General features: G+C 61.2%; 17 protein-coding genes. 5 read left to right on the top strand and 12 right to left on the bottom strand.

Annotated elements, in window-relative coordinates; all coding sequences use genetic code 11:
- Positions 1 to 68: 68 nt before the first annotated feature.
- Complete coding sequence (locus tag H097_RS27130; RefSeq protein WP_032863739.1) at positions 69 to 434, bottom strand: cupin domain-containing protein; 366 nt, start codon at positions 432 to 434, stop codon at positions 69 to 71.
- 30 nt (positions 435 to 464) lie between these two features.
- Positions 465 to 1,763, bottom strand: a complete 1,299-nt coding sequence (locus tag H097_RS27125; protein ID WP_032863737.1) for an FAD-binding oxidoreductase — start codon at positions 1,761 to 1,763, stop codon at positions 465 to 467.
- A 205-nt stretch (positions 1,764 to 1,968) separates the two neighbouring features.
- On the opposite strand from H097_RS27125, the gene hpaR (H097_RS27120) reads away from it, so the two are divergent.
- The gene (gene hpaR, locus H097_RS27120; protein WP_029294338.1) at positions 1,969 to 2,391 is read left to right on the top strand and encodes a homoprotocatechuate degradation operon regulator HpaR; all 423 of its coding nucleotides are present in this window, start codon (positions 1,969 to 1,971) and stop codon (positions 2,389 to 2,391) included.
- 134 nt (positions 2,392 to 2,525) lie between these two features.
- Here hpaR (H097_RS27120) and hpaI read toward each other — a convergent pair whose 3' ends face one another.
- The 8 genes from hpaI to H097_RS27075 all read right to left on the bottom strand — a co-directional run bounded on the left by hpaI (position 2,526) and on the right by H097_RS27075 (position 10,041).
- Positions 2,526 to 3,326 carry a 4-hydroxy-2-oxoheptanedioate aldolase gene (gene hpaI / locus H097_RS27115; protein ID WP_032863735.1) on the bottom strand — a complete coding sequence of 267 codons (801 nt, stop codon included), beginning with the start codon at positions 3,324 to 3,326 and terminating at the stop codon, positions 2,526 to 2,528.
- Positions 3,327 to 3,344: 18 nt separating this feature from the next.
- Positions 3,345 to 4,148 (bottom strand): 2-oxo-hept-4-ene-1,7-dioate hydratase, encoded by an 804-nt coding sequence (gene hpaH, locus H097_RS27110; protein ID WP_032863733.1) that lies wholly within the window; start codon positions 4,146 to 4,148, stop codon positions 3,345 to 3,347.
- Between the two features lie 12 nt (positions 4,149 to 4,160).
- The gene (locus H097_RS27105; protein ID WP_032863789.1) at positions 4,161 to 5,465 is read right to left on the bottom strand and encodes an MFS transporter; all 1,305 of its coding nucleotides are present in this window, start codon (positions 5,463 to 5,465) and stop codon (positions 4,161 to 4,163) included.
- Positions 5,466 to 5,659: 194 nt separating this feature from the next.
- Positions 5,660 to 6,052, bottom strand: coding sequence for a 5-carboxymethyl-2-hydroxymuconate Delta-isomerase (locus H097_RS27100; RefSeq protein WP_032863732.1), 393 nt, complete (start codon positions 6,050 to 6,052; stop codon positions 5,660 to 5,662).
- Between the two features lie 70 nt (positions 6,053 to 6,122).
- The gene (gene hpaD, locus H097_RS27095; RefSeq protein WP_032863731.1) at positions 6,123 to 6,980 is read right to left on the bottom strand and encodes a 3,4-dihydroxyphenylacetate 2,3-dioxygenase; all 858 of its coding nucleotides are present in this window, start codon (positions 6,978 to 6,980) and stop codon (positions 6,123 to 6,125) included.
- 162 nt (positions 6,981 to 7,142) lie between these two features.
- A complete protein-coding gene (hpaE, locus tag H097_RS27085) occupies positions 7,143 to 8,603 on the bottom strand; it encodes a 5-carboxymethyl-2-hydroxymuconate semialdehyde dehydrogenase (RefSeq protein ID WP_032863729.1) in 1,461 nt (486 codons plus the stop codon).
- A gap of 5 nt (positions 8,604 to 8,608) precedes the next feature.
- Positions 8,609 to 9,379, bottom strand: a complete 771-nt coding sequence (locus H097_RS27080; RefSeq protein WP_032863727.1) for a fumarylacetoacetate hydrolase family protein — start codon at positions 9,377 to 9,379, stop codon at positions 8,609 to 8,611.
- Entirely contained in the window at positions 9,376 to 10,041 is a 666-nt protein-coding gene (locus H097_RS27075) for a fumarylacetoacetate hydrolase family protein (RefSeq protein WP_032863726.1), read from the bottom strand. The genes H097_RS27080 and H097_RS27075 overlap by 4 nt, the downstream gene beginning before the upstream one ends.
- A gap of 121 nt (positions 10,042 to 10,162) precedes the next feature.
- Here H097_RS27075 and hpaA point away from each other — a divergent pair, with 121 nt between their 5' ends.
- Positions 10,163 to 11,062, top strand: coding sequence for a 4-hydroxyphenylacetate catabolism regulatory protein HpaA (gene hpaA, locus H097_RS27070; protein WP_032863724.1), 900 nt, complete (start codon positions 10,163 to 10,165; stop codon positions 11,060 to 11,062).
- Here the strand turns inward: hpaA and H097_RS27065 are convergent, their stop codons facing one another.
- Positions 11,063 to 12,319: an OprD family porin gene (locus tag H097_RS27065; RefSeq protein WP_032863722.1), complete on the bottom strand. Its 1,257-nt coding sequence runs from the start codon at positions 12,317 to 12,319 to the stop codon at positions 11,063 to 11,065.
- A 213-nt stretch (positions 12,320 to 12,532) separates the two neighbouring features.
- On the opposite strand from H097_RS27065, the gene hpaR (H097_RS27060) reads away from it, so the two are divergent.
- Both hpaR (H097_RS27060) and H097_RS27055 read left to right on the top strand, forming a co-directional pair.
- On the top strand, positions 12,533 to 12,955 hold the full coding sequence (gene hpaR / locus H097_RS27060) for a homoprotocatechuate degradation operon regulator HpaR (protein ID WP_032863720.1): 423 nt from the start codon (positions 12,533 to 12,535) through the stop codon (positions 12,953 to 12,955).
- Between the two features lie 57 nt (positions 12,956 to 13,012).
- Positions 13,013 to 14,023 (top strand): GlxA family transcriptional regulator, encoded by a 1,011-nt coding sequence (locus H097_RS27055; RefSeq protein ID WP_032863719.1) that lies wholly within the window; start codon positions 13,013 to 13,015, stop codon positions 14,021 to 14,023.
- A 7-nt stretch (positions 14,024 to 14,030) separates the two neighbouring features.
- On the opposite strand, the gene H097_RS27050 is transcribed toward H097_RS27055, so the two are convergent.
- Entirely contained in the window at positions 14,031 to 15,269 is a 1,239-nt protein-coding gene (locus H097_RS27050; protein ID WP_032863717.1) for a methionine gamma-lyase, read from the bottom strand.
- 123 nt (positions 15,270 to 15,392) lie between these two features.
- Here H097_RS27050 and H097_RS27045 point away from each other — a divergent pair, with 123 nt between their 5' ends.
- A complete protein-coding gene (locus tag H097_RS27045) occupies positions 15,393 to 15,863 on the top strand; it encodes an Lrp/AsnC family transcriptional regulator (RefSeq protein ID WP_032863716.1) in 471 nt (156 codons plus the stop codon).
- Positions 15,864 to 15,999 lie beyond the last annotated feature (136 nt).

The following is a 15,999-nucleotide window of genomic DNA, read 5'->3' as shown; positions in this document are numbered from 1 at the left end:
TCCAATCATCAACCACCACACACCGAATGTGGGAGCGGGCTTGCTCGCTCCCACATAGAGCAAAGTAGTTATACGACCGCGAAGTAGTGTTTGACGAAACTCTCGCTCAGCACTTCCCACAGCACTGGCGTGCCCTGGGTCACGAACCAGCTGTCGCCCGCTTTGTAGGTGGTGGTTTGGCCGCTGGCCTCGTCGGTCAGACGCACTTCGCCGGTGACCACCGTGGCCTGTTCGTTAAACGGGTAGACCATGCGGAACTTGCCCTGGGTGGTGCCGAAATAGGCGCTGCTGACCTTGTCGGTGGGCGCACCAAAGGTCATTTTGCCGAAGGCCTTGAGTTCGCCTTCGAGGATTTCGGAACCGAGATCGGCAACGGTGCCCCAGGCGTCGAGTTCAGACAGTTGGATATCTTTTTTGAGGGTAACAAGGGTCATTGCAGTTGCTCCAGAGGGATAAAAAAGGGGTTAGCGGCGACCATTCCAGTAGCCGGACAGTTGGTGCCAGGATTTGCCGGCGGTCAGCAACAGTGGGCGGATCGCGTCCTTGCCGATAATCGTCGGGCGATGCACCGAGCTGACCAGGTCATAGCGCGCCGAGCCTTCGCTCATGCCTTCGGCCAGGACCTTGCAGATGATGTGGCTGGGGGTGACACCGAAACCCGAATAACCCTGGACGAAGAACGCATTGCTGCGTCCCGGCAGAGTGCCGATCTGCGGGAACAGGTTCGGGCTGCAGGCCATCGGGCCACCCCAGGCCAGGTCGATCTTCACGTCCTTGAGGTAGGGGAAAATTTTCAGCATCAGCTTGCGGTTCCAGGCTTTCAAGTCGCCGGGAATGTGCTCCACCAACGGCGTGGCAGCGCCGAACAACAGGCGGTTCTCGTTGGTCACCCGGTAGTAGTCGATCACCGGACGGATATCGCTGTAGGCCCCGCGAATCGGGCTGATGCGCTGGATCAGCTCTTCGCTCAATGGCTCGGTCATCATCTGGAAGGCGTAGGTGTTGATGGTCGAGCGATGCAGCTCCGGCTCCAGCTTGTTGAGGAAACTGTCACAGGCCCACAACAACTTGCTGGCCTTGACCGAGCCGCGCCCGGTGCGCACGGTGATGCGCTCGCCGTAGCTGACTTCCAGTGCCGGGCTGTTCTCGAAGATCCGCACGCCATGGCCGGCGAGGGCGGTGGCTTCGCCCAGCAGCAGGTTCAGCGAATGCACATGCCCGCCACCCATGTGCAGCAGGGCGCTGCTGTAGGCGTCGGAGCCGATGATCTGCTTGACGTCGGAGCCGCCGAGGAAGCGGATTTCATGTTTGCTGTTGATCGACTTGAAGTCTTTTTCCCAGGCCCGCAGGGTCTTTTCCTGGCGAGCGTTGAAACCCATGTAGCCATAGCCGTGGCAGAAGTCGGCATCGATGTTGTACTTGGCGATACGGTCCTTGATGATGTCGGCGCCCAGGTCGCTGATCTCGAAGACTTGGCGCAGACCGTCCTCGCCCACGTCTTTCTTGATCTTCTCCAGGTCGTGGCCGATGCCGGCCATGATCTGCCCGCCATTGCGCCCGGTGCCGCCAAAGCCCAGGTAGCGCGCTTCTAGCACGACGATATTGGTGATGCCTTTTTCCGCCAGTTCCAGGGCGGTATTGATCCCGGAAAAGCCGCCGCCAATCACCACGACGTCGGCCTCGATGTCCTGTTCCAGGGTGGGAAAGCTCAGGTTGTACTTCTTGGTAGCGGTGTAATACGTAGGGGTTTCGATGTTGATCATGGCGCAGCCTGAAAAGTGAAGGAAGGCTCTAAAGCAGTGTCTTCATTAGGGCCCCTGGCGCGATCATTGTCTTGATCCTGCGTGCCGGGGCTTTTGATTCAGCGCGCCATGGACGTGCGCGACCCCTAAGTTATAGCGCGAGCGCGGGGCGGGGATGTTAGAGTTTCGTTAAAACATTAACTAAATATCACGTGATCCTGACTTTATGCTCAAACCCCGGCAATCCCTGACCCTCACCCTGTTACAGGCCCGCGAAGCGGCCATGAGTTTTTTCCGCCCATCGCTGAACGAGCACGGCCTGACCGAGCAGCAATGGCGGGTGATCCGCATCCTCAATCAGCACGACGAACTGGAGATTTATCAACTGGCGGAACTGGCCTGCATTCTCAAGCCGAGCATGACCGGTGTGCTGGTGCGCATGGAAGCGGCGGGGATGATCCACCGGCGCAAGGCCGAGCAGGATCAAAGACGGGTCCTGGTGACCCTGGCGGACAAGGGCCGGGCGAGTTTTGCGTCCATGAGCCAGTGCATGGAGGCCAACTATCAGCGCTTGCAGGAGCAGTTGGGGGCACAGAAGTTACAGACCTTGCTGGGGCTGCTCGATGAGCTGAAAAACATCAAGCGCTGAAACACCACGCATCGAAAATGTGGGAGCGGGCTTGCTCGCGAAAGCGGTGGTTCAGTCACCGAATATATTGACTGACACACCGCTTTCGCGAGCAAGCCCGCTCCCACATTGGGTCCTGCGCCGTTGGAAGTTGATTAGTACACGCCGCCAGTGCTCACAGGCGCCGGCTTGTCTTTGAATTTCCCCACCAACCCCTGCAACCCACGCATCAGCACGGTGGTATCCACCCCGACCGCGACAAACCCGGCCCCCAGCTCGATATAACGCCGGGCCAGTTTCTCATCGGCACTGAGAATCCCCGCAGCCTTGCCCGCCTGGCGAATCCGTGCGATGGCATCTTCGATGGCGGCTTGCACATCCGGGTGCCCCGGATTGCCCCGGTGCCCCATGGATGCACTCAAGTCCGCCGGGCCGATAAATACCCCATCGACGCCTTCAACGGCGGCAATCGCATCCAGGTTCGCCAGGCCTTGCAGGCTTTCGATCTGCACCAACAGGCACATCTGCGCATCGGCCTGGTCCAGGTAGCCGTCGATGCTGTTCCAGCGCGAAGCCCGCGCCAGGGCGCTGCCCACCCCGCGTATGCCCTGGGGCGGATAACGCATGGCGCGCACCAGCTCCCGAGCCTGGGCGGCGCTTTCGACCATCGGCACCAACAAGGTCTGTGCGCCGATATCCAGCACCTGCTTGATCAACGCGGTATCACCGATCACCGGGCGAATCACCGCCTCGCTGGCGTAGGGCGCCACGGCTTGCAATTGGCCGAGCATGCCGCGCAGGTCGTTGGGTGCGTGTTCGCCGTCGATCAACAACCAATCGAAACCGGCATTGGCCGCCAGCTCCGCACAGTAGGCGTCGGCCAGCCCGAGCCACAGGCCGATTTGCGCTTCACCGCTATTGAGCCGCTGCTTGAAGCGGTTGACAGGCATGTCCATGAAACAGTCCTCCTGAGGTCAGACGAAACGGCAGGAAATCGAGCCGAGCATGTCGTAGTCGACATGGAAGGTGTCGCCCGGGCTGGCCGCCACAGGGCGGGTGAAGGAGCCACCGAGGATGATCTGCCCCGGCAACAACGTGACGTCGTAGGGCGCCAGCTTGTTGGCCAGCCAGGCCACGCCCTTGGCCGGGTGGTTGAGCACGGCGGCCGAGACCCCGGACTCTTCTATCACGCCGTTGCGGTACAGCACGGCCGGTACTTTGCGCAGGTCGATCTCGGTCGGGCGCACCGCACGGCCACCCATGACCACGCCCGCATTGGCGGCGTTGTCGGAGATGGTGTCGAACACCTTGCGTGTGGCCTTGGTGTGCGGGTCGATCTGCTGGATGCGTGCGTCGATGATCTCCAGGGCCGGGATCACCCACTCGGTGGCGTCGAGCACATCGAAGATCGTGCAGTTGGGTCCCTTGAGTGGCTTGCCGAGGATAAACGCCAGCTCCACTTCGACCCGCGGCACGATAAAGCGCTCGAACGGAATGTCGGTGCCTTCCTCAAACAGCATGTCGTCGAGCAGCGCACCGTAGTCCGGCTCGGTGATGTTCGACGATACCTGCATGGCCCGCGAGGTCAGGCCGATCTTGTGCCCGACCAGCTTGCGCCCGCCCTTGATCTTCTGGGCGACCCAGGCGCGCTGGATGGCGTAGGCGTCCTCGATCGTGATGCCTGGATGATCGAGGGAAAACTGGCGTACCTGTTCGCGGCTGCGTTCGGCATGGTCCAGTTGGGCGGCGGCTTGCAGGATGAGCTGTGGATCAAGCATGACGAAACTCTCTTACTGAGGATTGACGATGGCGGCGTTGGTGCGCAACACCAGCAGGCCGCCAAGGGCGATAAACAGCGCCAGCACATACAGGGCCAGGCTCGCGCTTTGGGTGGTGTCGCGCATCCAGCCGATCAGGTACGGCGCGAGGAACGAAGCGATGCTGCCGAACGAACTGATCATGGCGATTCCGGCGGCCTGGGTGCAGTTGGACAGGAACGCCGGTGGCAGTTGCCAGAACATCGGCAGCGCGGCGCTGGCGCCCATGCCGGCGATGATCAGGCCGCTCATCACCAACAGCGGGTTGCCCGGTGCCAGGCCGGTGATGGCGATGCCCACGGCGGCCATCAGCAACGGTACGCACAAGTGCCAGCGGCGTTCGCGGTTACGGTCCGAGGAGCGTCCGCAGCCGATCATGAAGAAACACCCGGCCAGGTACGGCACGGCACTCAACAGGCCGACCTGGCTGTCACGGCCGATGCCGGCGCCATGGATCAGGGTGGGCATCCAGAACGCCAGGGTGTTGACTGCCAGCATCACGGCAAAATAGATCGCGACCAGCAGCCAGACTTGTGGGTCGCGGATGATCCCGCCAAAGGAGGTAATGGATTTGCGTTTTTCCTCGGTACTCAACTGCTCGCGCAGCTGTTGCTTTTGCGTGTCGTTGAGCCACTTCACCGTTTCAAAACTGTCCGGCAGGCACTTGAGGACCACCAGGCCCAACAGCACTACCGGTGCGCCTTCGATCAAGAACATCCACTGCCAGCCGCGCATGCCGCCAAAGTCGTGGAAGTTCTCCAGGATCGCGCCGGACAGTGGCCCGCCAATCACCCCGGCCATGGGTACGGCGATGGCGAACAGGGCGGTGATCTGCGCCCGGCGACGGGCCGGGTACCAACGGTTGAGAAACACCAGGATCCCCGGGAAGAAGCCAGCCTCGGCCACCCCCAGCAGAAAACGCAGGACATAGAAGCCGCTGGCGCTTTCGACCCACAGCATGCTGGTGGACAGGATGCCCCACACCACCATCAGGCAGGCAATCCAGCGCCGTGGGCCGACGCGGTCCAGGGCGATGTTGCTGGGCACGCCGAACAGCGCGTAGGCGATAAAGAACAGGCCGGCACCAAAGCCATACACCGTGTCGCTGAAGTGCAGGTCGGTGCTCATCTGCATCTTGGCGAAGCCGATGTTGATCCGGTCCAGGTGGGCAAACAAATAACAGATCAGCAACAACGGCATCAGTCGCCAGGTGACGGTGCTGTGGGTGCGATCATGCTCGGCAAGGGTGACGCTGTGGGCGGTATTGGCTGTGCTCATGATGTTGTACTTTTTGTCTGAGAGGCCGTTGGGGAGGCGAGACTGCACCGTCAAGCGAATGAAACCCACTGTAGGCGCGAGCTTGCTTGCAAAGACCTCAAGGCCATCGCGGTTATCCAGCAGGCACGCGTTATCGTTGACGATCTTCGCGAGCAAGCTCGCTCCTACAGGTGATCTCGTTCAGTTGATGGATATCAGCCCGCCTGGTTGTTTAAAAACGCGTGGACGTTGTTCTGCTTGAAGTTCAGTTGCGGGTGCAGCTCGATCATCTCGAACGACAGGGCCAGCAACCGTTGCGCCTGCAAGGCGGCGAAGTGTTCGGTGATCACCGTGAACAGGGCTTGCGCCACGGCCTGGCGGGTCGGCAGGTCGCGGCCGTGGCCGACCTTGAGGGTCATGTGGACGAAGGCGTAGTCGTGCTTGCCATCGGCCATGCGCCAGGTGTCCAGGCGTACGGCGCGGCTGCGGATACCGCCCAGGGGGAACACGCCACTGTCTCCCAGCACCTGGTGGACCTTTTCAAACAGCCCCGGCAGGTCAGCCTGGGGTTCGAGGTTGTCGGTGTATTCGGCGATGAAATGTGGCATGCAAAGCCTCCTTCTGTACGCGATTCAATGTGGGAGCTGTCTCGCCGGGCGAGACAGCTCCCACATGTATTCAGAGCGGAAAAATGGCGTTGATCTGGCCGGTGCCGGAGCTGCCGAATGGCTCGGTGATGATCTCGGCCGGGCGGTTGTATTCCGGCCCGCCGAGCAACCCCAGGAGCATCGCGGTGTCGTGCATCTTGCCTTCGCCAAAGCAATGCTCGGCGTAGTCCGGGAGCATCGCGCAGAACTCCTTGAAGCGGCCTTCGCGCCACATCTGCACCACGTGCATGTCCACTTGCTTGTCGAACTCGCGGGTCCAGTTGTGGATGTTGGCTTCGGCCTCACGGTCGTCGGAGAAACGGTGCGACAGAGAGCCGGAAGCCAGCACCAGCACCTTGCGATCACTCTTCTCGATGGCCCGGCGCACGGCAGCGCCAAAGGCGAAGCTGTCTTCCAGGCGATGCCAGGCGCACCAGGCGGCGATGGAGACCACGTTGAATTTCTGTTCTTCGGGCACATCCATGTGCATGTAGCGCATGGGCACCAGGGTGCCGTATTCCAGCTCCAGGCTCGGGATGTTGTGGTTCATGGTGCGCACCCCGGCCAGGTTGGCTTCGGCGGCGATCAGTTCACCCAGTTCCGGGCAGCCGGGGTAGGCGTACTCCATGTTCTTGATGAAGTGCGGCAGCTCATTGCTGGTGTAAGTGCCCTGGAAGCGCTCGCCACCGTTGACGTGATAACCGCTGTTGACCAGCCAGTGCACATCGAACACCACGGCGGTGTCGGCCCCCAGCTCACGGGCGCGGCGCCCGATCTCCTTGTGCCCGGCAATCGCCGCGGCGCGACAACCGTGGTGCTTGCCTGGCAGTTCTGACAGGTACATGGAAGGGACGTGGCAGATTTTCGCCGCCAGGACTACTTCACCCATGATGACTCTCCTCAATTCATTATTCTTGTTGGTGCTCTGCGGACCCAGTAGGAGCGAGCTCGCTCGCGAAAAACGCAAGGTCGCCGCGTTAACCCTGACAGCCAGCGTTATCGTTAACGACCATCGCGGCGGTGCGGCGATCCGACAAGCCCGCTCCTACAGTTACACGCCCCAGCGCGGGATGTGATGGCTGCCCATGGAGATACACACGTTCTTGATCTCTGCGAATACTTCAAAGCTGTACTGGCCGCCTTCACGGCCGGTACCGGAACCCTTGACCCCGCCGAACGGCTGACGCAGGTCGCGCACGTTCTGGCTGTTGATGAACACCATGCCGGCCTCGATGCCACGGGCCAGGCGATGGGCCTTGCCGATGTCCTGGGTCCAGATATAGGACGCCAGGCCATACTCGGTATCGTTGGCCAGTCGCAGTGCCTCTGCTTCGTCCTTGAAGGGGATCAGGCACACCACCGGGCCGAAGATTTCCTCCTGGGCGATGCGCATGTTGTTGTTTACATCGGCGAACACGGTGGGCTGGATAAACTGCCCGCGTGCCAGGTGCGCCGGCAGGTTGGCCGGACGTTCCAGGCCGCCCGCCACCAGGCTTGCGCCTTCTTCGATGCCAATCTTGATGTAGCCGGTGACTTTGTCATAGTGGGCTTGAGTGATCATCGAGCCGACCTGGGTGTTCGGGTCTTGCGGGTCACCGACAATCAGGCGCTTGGCGCGGGCGGCAAATTCGGCGACGAACTGCGGGTATACGCTTTCCTGGATAAACACCCGGCTGCCGGCGGTGCAACGTTCGCCATTGAGCGAAAAGATAGTAAACAGCGCGGCATCCAGGGCGCGTTCGAGGTCGGCGTCTTCAAAAATCAGCACCGGCGACTTGCCGCCCAACTCCATGGAGTATTTTTTCAGGCCGGCGGTCTGCATGATTTTCTTGCCGGTGGCGGTGCCGCCGGTAAAGGAAATCGCCCGCACATCGGGGTGGCGCACCAGCGCATCGCCGGCAGTGGCGCCATAGCCCTGGATCACGTTGAGCACGCCATTGGGAATCCCCGCTTCAACCGCCAGGCGCCCCAGTTCGTTGGCGGTCAGCGGCGACAGCTCGGACATCTTCAGCACCGCTGTGTTACCCAGGGCCAGGCACGGTGCGGTCTTCCAGGTGGCGGTCATGAACGGCACGTTCCACGGCGACACCAGGCCACACACACCCACCGGTTGGTAGAGGGTGTAGTTGAGCATCTGGTCGTCCACCGGGTAGCTGTGGCCGTCCATGCGCGTGCAGACTTCAGCGAAGAAATCGAAGTTGTGCGAAGCCCGCGGGATCAGCACGTTCTTGGTCTGGTGGATCGGCAGGCCGGTGTCCAGGGTTTCCAACTCGGCCAGGCGGGGCACGTTCTGCTCGATCAGTTCACCGAGCTTGCGCATCAGGCGCGCACGTTCCTTGGCCGGGGTATTGGCCCACTTGGGGAAGGCTTCCTTGGCGGCAGCCACGGCCTGGGCGACTTCCTCGGCGCCGCCGCTGGCCACTTCACCAATCGCCTCGCCGGTGGCGGGGTTGTAGTTGATGAAGGTGTCTTTGCTTTCGACCTCACGGCCGTTGATCCAATGTTTGATCATGGTGCTCAAGCCTCTTTGGCGGCGGTGAAAAAGTCCGCCTCACTGACAATTCGGTTGACCAGGCGGCCGACGCCTTCGACTTCCACCACCACTTCATCGCCAGGCACCACATCGGCCAGGCCTTCGGGGGTGCCGGTGGCGATCATGTCGCCGGGTTGCAGGGTCATGAAGCTGGACAGGTATTCGATCAGGTACGGGATATCGAAAATCATGTCGCGGGTGCTGCCTTCCTGGCGCAGTTCACCGTTGATCCAGGTGCGCAGGGTCAGGTTGCTCGGATCTGGCACATCGGCCACATCGACGATCCACGGGCCAACCGGGGTGGTGGCGTCGCGGTTTTTCACCCGCAGGTTGGGGCGGTAGTAGTTTTCCAGGTAGTCGCGGATCGCGTAGTCGTTGCACACGGTGTAGCCGGCCAGGTACTCCAGGGCGTCCTCGCGCTTGACGTTGCGCGCCGGCTTGCCGATCACCGCCACCAACTCGCACTCGTAATGCATGTAGACGATGTTGTCGGGGCGCCAGGTGACCTGGTTATGCCCGGTGTAGGTGCCTGGCGACTTGACGAACGCCAGCGGCTCGGTCGGCGGGGCGAAGGCCAGTTCGGCGGCATGGTCGGCGTAGTTCAGGCCCAGGGCGAACATAGTGCCGGTGGCCGGTGGCAGCCACTCGACCTGGTCTTCGGCCAGCAACCGACCATCAGCCAGGCGCACAGCATTGAACTCTTCGACGTGGACCTGATGGACCTGGCCTTCAAAACGGATACGCGCGTGTTTCATGGCTGTTCCTCGGCCTGGATGTGGTTGACCAGGCGGCCCAGGCCGCTGATCTCGACTTCGACGGTGTCGCCGGGGTGCACATCCACCCGGCCTTCAGGCGTGCCGGTGATCAGCACATCGCCCTCATGCAGGGTCATGAATTCGCTGATTTCGGCGATGAGGCGGGGAATATCACGCACAAAGTTGGCGGTGGTGTTCTGCTGGCGCAGTTCGCCGTTGACGAACAGCTTGAGGCTCAACTGATGGGGGTTGGCAATCTGTTCGCGGGCCACCAGTTGCGGGCCGAGGGCGCAGAACCCGTCGCGGCACTTGGCTTTGACGGCGGGGCGGTAGTAGCTGTCTTCCGGCAGGCTGAATTCATTGACGATGGTGTAGCCCGCCACATAGTCCAGGGCATTTTCCACGCTGACGCGGCTGGCACTTTTACCCATTACCACGCCCAGGGCCGGGCCAGGTTGCAGGCGCTGGCCAGCAGGATGAAACACCACGCCGTCATGACTGTTGCGTGTATTGGGCGTCTTGATAAACAGCACCGGCTTGACCGGCGGCTTCTGGTACGGCGGCTGTTCGAATTCAGCGAGACGCTGGTTCAGCAAGCCCTGGTAGTTCAGCGCGACGCCGAACAGGGTGCCGCTGGCAACATCATGCAGGGTACGGCTCATGGATTTCTCCTGGCGATGGCGACTGCTCTGGAGGCAGTTCGTTAATGTGTTAACGTTATAATTAATATGTTAACTACCGTCAAGCGTGGCAAAATCATCGGGTGCAAAAAACAATAAAGAGATGCCTGTGAAACCGATCCCCAATATCAACATCGGCCAGGTCTACGACCAGCGCTACAGCGATGCCGACGTGCATTACGACCGGCTCGGCAACCTGGCGGGATTTTTCGGGCGCAACATGCCCGTGCATCGCCATGACCGGTTTTTCCAGGTGCATTACGTCAAGAGTGGCGCGGTGCGGGTCTACCTCGACGACCAGCAATACCTGGAATCCGGGCCGATGTTTTTCCTGACGCCACCGACGGTGGCCCATGCCTTCGTCACCGAAGCCGACGCCGACGGCCATGTATTGACCGTACGCCAGCAATTGGTGCGGGCGCTGATCGATGCCGACCCCAGCCTTGCGCCCGGCCCGCAAGTGCCGTCGGCCTGCGTGGCGCTGGCCCGCCTGGGGTCGCAGTTCCAGCCCGAGATCAAGCGCCTGGAATGGTTGTTTGACGAGTTGTGCAACGAAATCAACAGCGCCGGAGCCGGTCGTGCAACGGCCTTGGAAAGCCTGACCCGGCTGATCATGATCAGTTTGCTGCGGCTCAGTGCCAACTCCCTGGAAGCGCGCCCGGCGCGTCATGAAGACCTGCGCATCTTCCATCGCTTCAATGAGCTGATCGAAGACCACTATCTGCTGCATTGGCCGCTGTCGGCCTACGCCGAAGCCATCGGCGTCACCGAAGCGCGGCTCAATGACGTATGCCGGCGCATTGCCGACCTGCCGTCCAAGCGCCTGGTGCTTGAACGGCTGATGCAGGAGGCCAAGCGCCTGTTGCTGTTTACCGGCAGTTCCGCCAATGAAATCTGCTACCAGTTGGGCTTCAAGGACCCGGCCTATTTCAGCCGGTTTTTCCAGCGTTATGCGCAGGCCACACCGGGGGAATACCGCCTGCGCCAATCCGGCCTGCGTTGATCACCACAGCGCCAGGCTGTAGCCGACGATGATGCGGTTTTCGTCGATATCACTGGTCAGGCCGTTGCTGGAGCGCAGCGTTGCGTTACGCAGCCGCACGTTGACGTTCTTCAGTGGCCCGCTCTGCACGGTGTAGGTCAGGTCGGTATCGCGCTCCCATTCGCGGCCATTGCGCACGCTGGCGGTCTGCACATGGCTGCCATCGACATAGCGCGTCATGAAGGTCAGGCCCGGCAGGCCGAAGGCGGCGAAGTTATAGTCGTAGCGCGCCTGCCAGGCATCGGTCTGGGCCTTGGTGAACACGTTGATGGTCACCAGGTTGACCGAATAGGGGTCCAGGCCCGGGTAGGCGAAATCGCCGTCGCCCGAGAGGTTCTGATAGCCCAGGCCAACCTTGTGGCCGCCCATCGACAGGCTCAGCATGCCGTTGAAAAAACGGTTGTCGATCCGCCCACCGTCCACCCGTGAGGCGCCACGCAGTGCATGGCTGCCTTGCTCGCGCGTGTCGAAGTAACGCAGGTCGCTGCGCAGGTTGATGCCTTCGGCCAGCGGCAAGTCATGTACCAGGCCGATAAAGTGCTGGCGGTAGATATCCTGCATCTGCGCGTAGTAGTAGGTCGTCGCTAACTGCGGGGTGATTGCATAGGTGCCACCGGCGAGGTCCAGGTGGCTGCTGTCGACGCCAGCGTAGCTCATCTGATCGTTGCTGGACGAGTCGCGCAGGTTCTGTTTTTCCAGGCGGCCGAGGTTCAGGGTCAGTCCGGCGATGTCCTGGGAGGTGAGCAGTTCACCGGTGTAGGTCGAGGGCAGCAGCCGGGTGTCGTTGTAGGCGGCGACGGGTAACTGCGGTTGCAGGGTGCCGGCCTTGAGCACGGTTTTCGACACCCGCACCTTGGCCGTCAGGCCCAGTTCACTGTAGTTGTCGACGGGCTGCTGGCTGGCGCCATAAGGCAGCAGGCCGGTACCGCGCCGGTCACGGCTGGAGTCGAGCTTGACCCCCAACTCGCCCAGGGCATCCACGCCAAAACCCACCAGGCCTTCGGTGTAGCCCGACTCCAGGCGCAGCACAAAGCCCTGGGCCCACTCATCGGCCTTGTTCTGCGGCGCGTTGGTCTGGCGAAAGTCGCGGTTCATATAGAAGTTGCGCAGGTCGAGGCTGGCCTTGCTGTCCTGGATAAACTCGGCGTAGGCGCTCAAGGGGCTGAACGTAGCGCACAGGCCGGCGCTGGCCGCCAAGGGGAGGAGGCGCAAATGCATGACAGATTCCTTTTGTTGTTTTTGTAGGTATCACCCTTCTGATCGCTGAAGGGATTGGCATATTGTTAACATGTTATATTTATTGTGGGTAGAAAATTTGTGCTTCTTGTAAATAATTCATGTCGAGATTAACGAGTTTGTGCGGCGGCCGGCTTGCATGCCCATGGAGCCGACCCTAAGCTTCGACGCTTCGATCTCTTTTGCGCGTGAACCATGTCCACTCCCAGACCTTCCCTGACACTGACCCTGCTGCAGGCCCGCGAAGCGGCCATGGCGTTTTTCCGGCCGTTGCTCAATGAACATCAATTGACCGAGCAGCAGTGGCGGGTGATTCGTATCCTGCGCCAGCAAGGCGAACTGGAAAGCCATCAACTGGCACACCTGGCCTGCATCCTCAAGCCGAGCATGACCGGCGTCCTGGCACGCCTGGAACGCGACGGCCTCGTGCGCCGCCGCAAGTCCAGCGAAGACCAGCGCCGCGTGTTCGTGAACCTCACCGAGCAGGGGCAGCAGTGCTTCGTCGAGATGAGCGCCGGGATGGAAAGCAATTACCAGAAGATTCAGGAACAGTTTGGCGAAGAGCAGTTGCAGCAGTTGCTTGAACTGCTCAACCAGTTGAAGAACATCAAGCCTTAATCGCTTGTAAACGCCGGCTTGACTGGCGATGGCGCGTCGTAGGCAGGTCAAACAATCATGGAAAGACGGCAATTCAGCGGCGGCATGAAAGGCAAGAACCTGCGCTACCTGAACGAAACCCCGGGCCAGGCCCCGCGCCTGATCCGTGCGGGGTTTGTGCTGCTGGAGCATTTCTCACTGCCGGCCTTCACCCAGGCGCTGGACACCTTCATCACGGCCAATCTGTTACGTCCGGGGCTGTTCACCTCGCGCACCTTCGGCCTGGGCGAGCAGGAGGTGATCAGCGACCTGGGCCTGGTGATTCGCCCCGACGCACGCCTCGACCACAGCGCGCTGGCGGAGCTTGACCTGCTGGTGATCTGCGGCGGTTACCGCACCCAGCTCAAGGCCAGCGATACCTTTATCGAACTGCTCAAGGCTGCGGCGCAACAGGGGGTGATCCTTGCCGGCTTATGGAACGGTGCGTGGTTCCTCGGCAAGGCCGGGGTGCTGGACGGCTATCGCTGTGCCATTCACCCGGAACATCGCCCGGCCCTGACGGAAATCGCCAAGGCCACGCAGGTCAGTAGCGAGCCCTATGTGATCGACCGCGATCGCCTGAGCGCATCCAGTCCTTCGGGGGCGTTCCATATGGCCCTGGACTGGATCAAGAGCCTGCACGACAAAGCGTTGGTGGAAGGTATCGAAGATATCCTGGCCTTTGAGGAGTCGCGCTACCGGCGGATCAAACCCGCAGAAAATATCTGCGTCAGTGCGCCGTTGCGCGAGGTGGTGCGCCTGATGGATGCCAACCTCGAAGAGCCCCTGGCCCTGGAGCAACTGGCGCTGTATGCCGGGCGGTCACGGCGCCAGTTGGAGCGCTTGTTCCGCGAGCAATTGGGTACCACGCCGCAGCGCTATTACCTGGAACTGCGCATCACCGAGGCGCGACGCTTGTTGCAGCACACCGAACTGTCCCAGGTCGATGTGCTGGTGGCCTGCGGGTTTGTGTCGCCGAGCCACTTCAGTAAATGCTACAGCGCCTATTTCGGCTATCGGCCGTCGAAGGAAACCCGCCTGGTCAAATAACCCGTCATTACACAGAGTGCGTCGCCTGTTTGAGCGCGGGAGCACGCTTGACGCAATGAGCCAGGGCCTGCTCGATATCGGCCAGCAAGTCCGCGATGTCCTCCAGCCCCACCGACAACCGCACCAGGCCTTCAGAAATTCCGTGCTGGGCACGTTGTTCCGGGGTGTAGGTGGAGTGGGTCATGCTCGCTGGGTGCTGGGCCAGGGATTCGGCATCGCCCAGGCTGACCGCGCGGCTGAACAGCTTGAGCGCGTTCATGAAGCGTCGGCCCGTGGTGATCCCCCCCTTGAGTTCGAAGGCAATCATGCCGCCCGACAGTTTCATCTGACGTGCTGCCAGCTCGTATTGTGGGAAGGAGCGCAGGCCGGGGTAGGTCACCGACTCCACGGCCGGGTGGGCCTGCAACGCTTCGGCCACCGCCTGGGCATTGCTGCAATGACGCTCCATGCGCAGGGCCAGGGTCTTGAGACCACGCATCAGCAAAAACGCATCCTGGGGCGACAGCACGGCACCGGTCAGGTCTTTCAAGCCTTGCAGGCGAATCCGTTGCGCCAGGTCGTGGCGGCTGACGGCGATACCTGCGGTGATATCGCCATGGCCGCTGAGGTACTTGGTGGCCGAGTGCACCACTACGTCGGCACCCAGTTCCAGCGGGCGTTGCAGGTACGGGGTGCAGTAGGTGTTGTCGATCACCACAGTAATGCCGGGTTGCTGGTGGGCGATCTTGGCCACGGCGCCAATGTCGATCAATTGCAGGTTGGGGTTGGCCGGGGTTTCGCAGTAGATCATGCGGGTCGCAGGGGAGAGTGCGGCGCGCAGGGCGTCGAGGTCCGACAGGTCGACATGGCGCACCTTGATCCCGAACTCGGCGATGCCGTGGTGCAGCAGGGCGAAGGTGCAGCCGTACAGCGTCTGGCTGACGATCACTTCATCGCCGGGGCGCAACAAGGTCCAGAAGGTTGCCGCAATCGCCCCCATACCGGAGCTGAACGCCACTGCGGCTTCGCCACCTTCCAGGGTGGCCATGCGCGACTCCAGCAGCGCCAGGGTCGGGTTGGAGATACGCGTGTAAAAGTGCCCGCTTTCTTCACCGGCAAAGCACCCGGCGCCGTATTCGGCGGTCGGGAAGGCAAAGGTCGCCGACAGATAAATCGGCGGCACCAGGGCACCATGGTGGTCTTGCGCATCGTAGCCGTAGTGAATGGCACGGGTGGAAAAGCCGAATGTGTTGTGTTTATTTTTCATGTCGGACGCTCCTTATTTCCTACAATGCTATGCTCATAACCGAGGCCGAACGTTGCCTACTTTGCCGAGAAAAACCTGTGGCGAAGGATGAAACCCCATAAAAATAATGATTTGAGGCAAGACATGCCCAGCAGTCTGGACCGTACCGACAAAGCCCTGCTCAACGCCCTGCAAGGCAACGCGCGCCTGACCGTCGCCGAACTGGCCGAACGGGTGTCCCTGACCACCTCGCCGTGCTGGCGCCGGGTCAAGAACCTTGAAGACAGCGGTGTGATCAGCGGCTACCAGGCGATTCTTTCGCCCAAGGCCCTGGGCTACGGGGTGACGGCGTTTGTCAGCATCATGATGGACACCCACTCCAAGGAAATCGCCCGGGCGTTTGAACAGCGGCTGCTGGATATCCCGGAAATCGTCGCCTGCCATAACGTATCCGGGCGCTATGATTTTTTGCTGGAAGTGGTGGCCAGGGACCTGGAGTCCTTCGGCGAATTTGCCCGCGAGGTGTTGCAGACATTGCCGTGTGTGAAGGAAATATATTCGAGTTTTTCCTACAAATCGGTCAGACCGTTGCGGGTGATTCCGTTGCCGGGGTGATAGGACGGGCGTGAGCCTTGTGCGGGGCTTTATTCTTTCCTGCTCGTTTCAAAGACAAATCGTATTTCTTGCCCCGCCGTAACCCTTCAAGTTCATGTTTGAAGCGAGCACCACGCTGTTCGGTTCAGCTTTGAAA

Origin of the sequence: Pseudomonas sp. FH4 (assembly GCF_000510915.2) — a bacterium.
GTDB classification, from domain to species: domain Bacteria; phylum Pseudomonadota; class Gammaproteobacteria; order Pseudomonadales; family Pseudomonadaceae; genus Aquipseudomonas; species Aquipseudomonas brenneri.
The sequence above is the reverse complement of the archived record's forward strand: the minus strand, read 5'-3'. Positions and strand labels throughout refer to the sequence as shown.

What these genes read in the sequence shown, in the direction of transcription:
- H097_RS27045 (WP_032863716.1), top strand. Translation starts at nt 15,393, where the DNA reads ATGCCCAGCAGTCTGGACCGTACCGACAAAGCCCTGCTCAACGCCCTG.
- hpaR (WP_029294338.1), top strand. Translation starts at nt 1,969, where the DNA reads ATGCTCAAACCCCGGCAATCCCTGACCCTCACCCTGTTACAGGCCCGC.
- H097_RS27055 (WP_032863719.1), top strand. Translation starts at nt 13,013, where the DNA reads ATGGAAAGACGGCAATTCAGCGGCGGCATGAAAGGCAAGAACCTGCGC.
- H097_RS27050 (WP_032863717.1), bottom strand. Translation starts at nt 15,269, where the DNA reads ATGAAAAATAAACACAACACATTCGGCTTTTCCACCCGTGCCATTCAC.
- H097_RS27065 (WP_032863722.1), bottom strand. Translation starts at nt 12,319, where the DNA reads ATGCATTTGCGCCTCCTCCCCTTGGCGGCCAGCGCCGGCCTGTGCGCT.
- H097_RS27080 (WP_032863727.1), bottom strand. Translation starts at nt 9,379, where the DNA reads ATGAAACACGCGCGTATCCGTTTTGAAGGCCAGGTCCATCAGGTCCAC.
- H097_RS27075 (WP_032863726.1), bottom strand. Translation starts at nt 10,041, where the DNA reads ATGAGCCGTACCCTGCATGATGTTGCCAGCGGCACCCTGTTCGGCGTC.
- hpaA (WP_032863724.1), top strand. Translation starts at nt 10,163, where the DNA reads ATGCCTGTGAAACCGATCCCCAATATCAACATCGGCCAGGTCTACGAC.
- H097_RS27130 (WP_032863739.1), bottom strand. Translation starts at nt 434, where the DNA reads ATGACCCTTGTTACCCTCAAAAAAGATATCCAACTGTCTGAACTCGAC.
- hpaH (WP_032863733.1), bottom strand. Translation starts at nt 4,148, where the DNA reads ATGCTTGATCCACAGCTCATCCTGCAAGCCGCCGCCCAACTGGACCAT.
- hpaD (WP_032863731.1), bottom strand. Translation starts at nt 6,980, where the DNA reads ATGGGTGAAGTAGTCCTGGCGGCGAAAATCTGCCACGTCCCTTCCATG.
- hpaE (WP_032863729.1), bottom strand. Translation starts at nt 8,603, where the DNA reads ATGATCAAACATTGGATCAACGGCCGTGAGGTCGAAAGCAAAGACACC.
- hpaR (WP_032863720.1), top strand. Translation starts at nt 12,533, where the DNA reads ATGTCCACTCCCAGACCTTCCCTGACACTGACCCTGCTGCAGGCCCGC.
- H097_RS27125 (WP_032863737.1), bottom strand. Translation starts at nt 1,763, where the DNA reads ATGATCAACATCGAAACCCCTACGTATTACACCGCTACCAAGAAGTAC.
- H097_RS27100 (WP_032863732.1), bottom strand. Translation starts at nt 6,052, where the DNA reads ATGCCACATTTCATCGCCGAATACACCGACAACCTCGAACCCCAGGCT.
- hpaI (WP_032863735.1), bottom strand. Translation starts at nt 3,326, where the DNA reads ATGGACATGCCTGTCAACCGCTTCAAGCAGCGGCTCAATAGCGGTGAA.
- H097_RS27105 (WP_032863789.1), bottom strand. Translation starts at nt 5,465, where the DNA reads ATGAGCACAGCCAATACCGCCCACAGCGTCACCCTTGCCGAGCATGAT.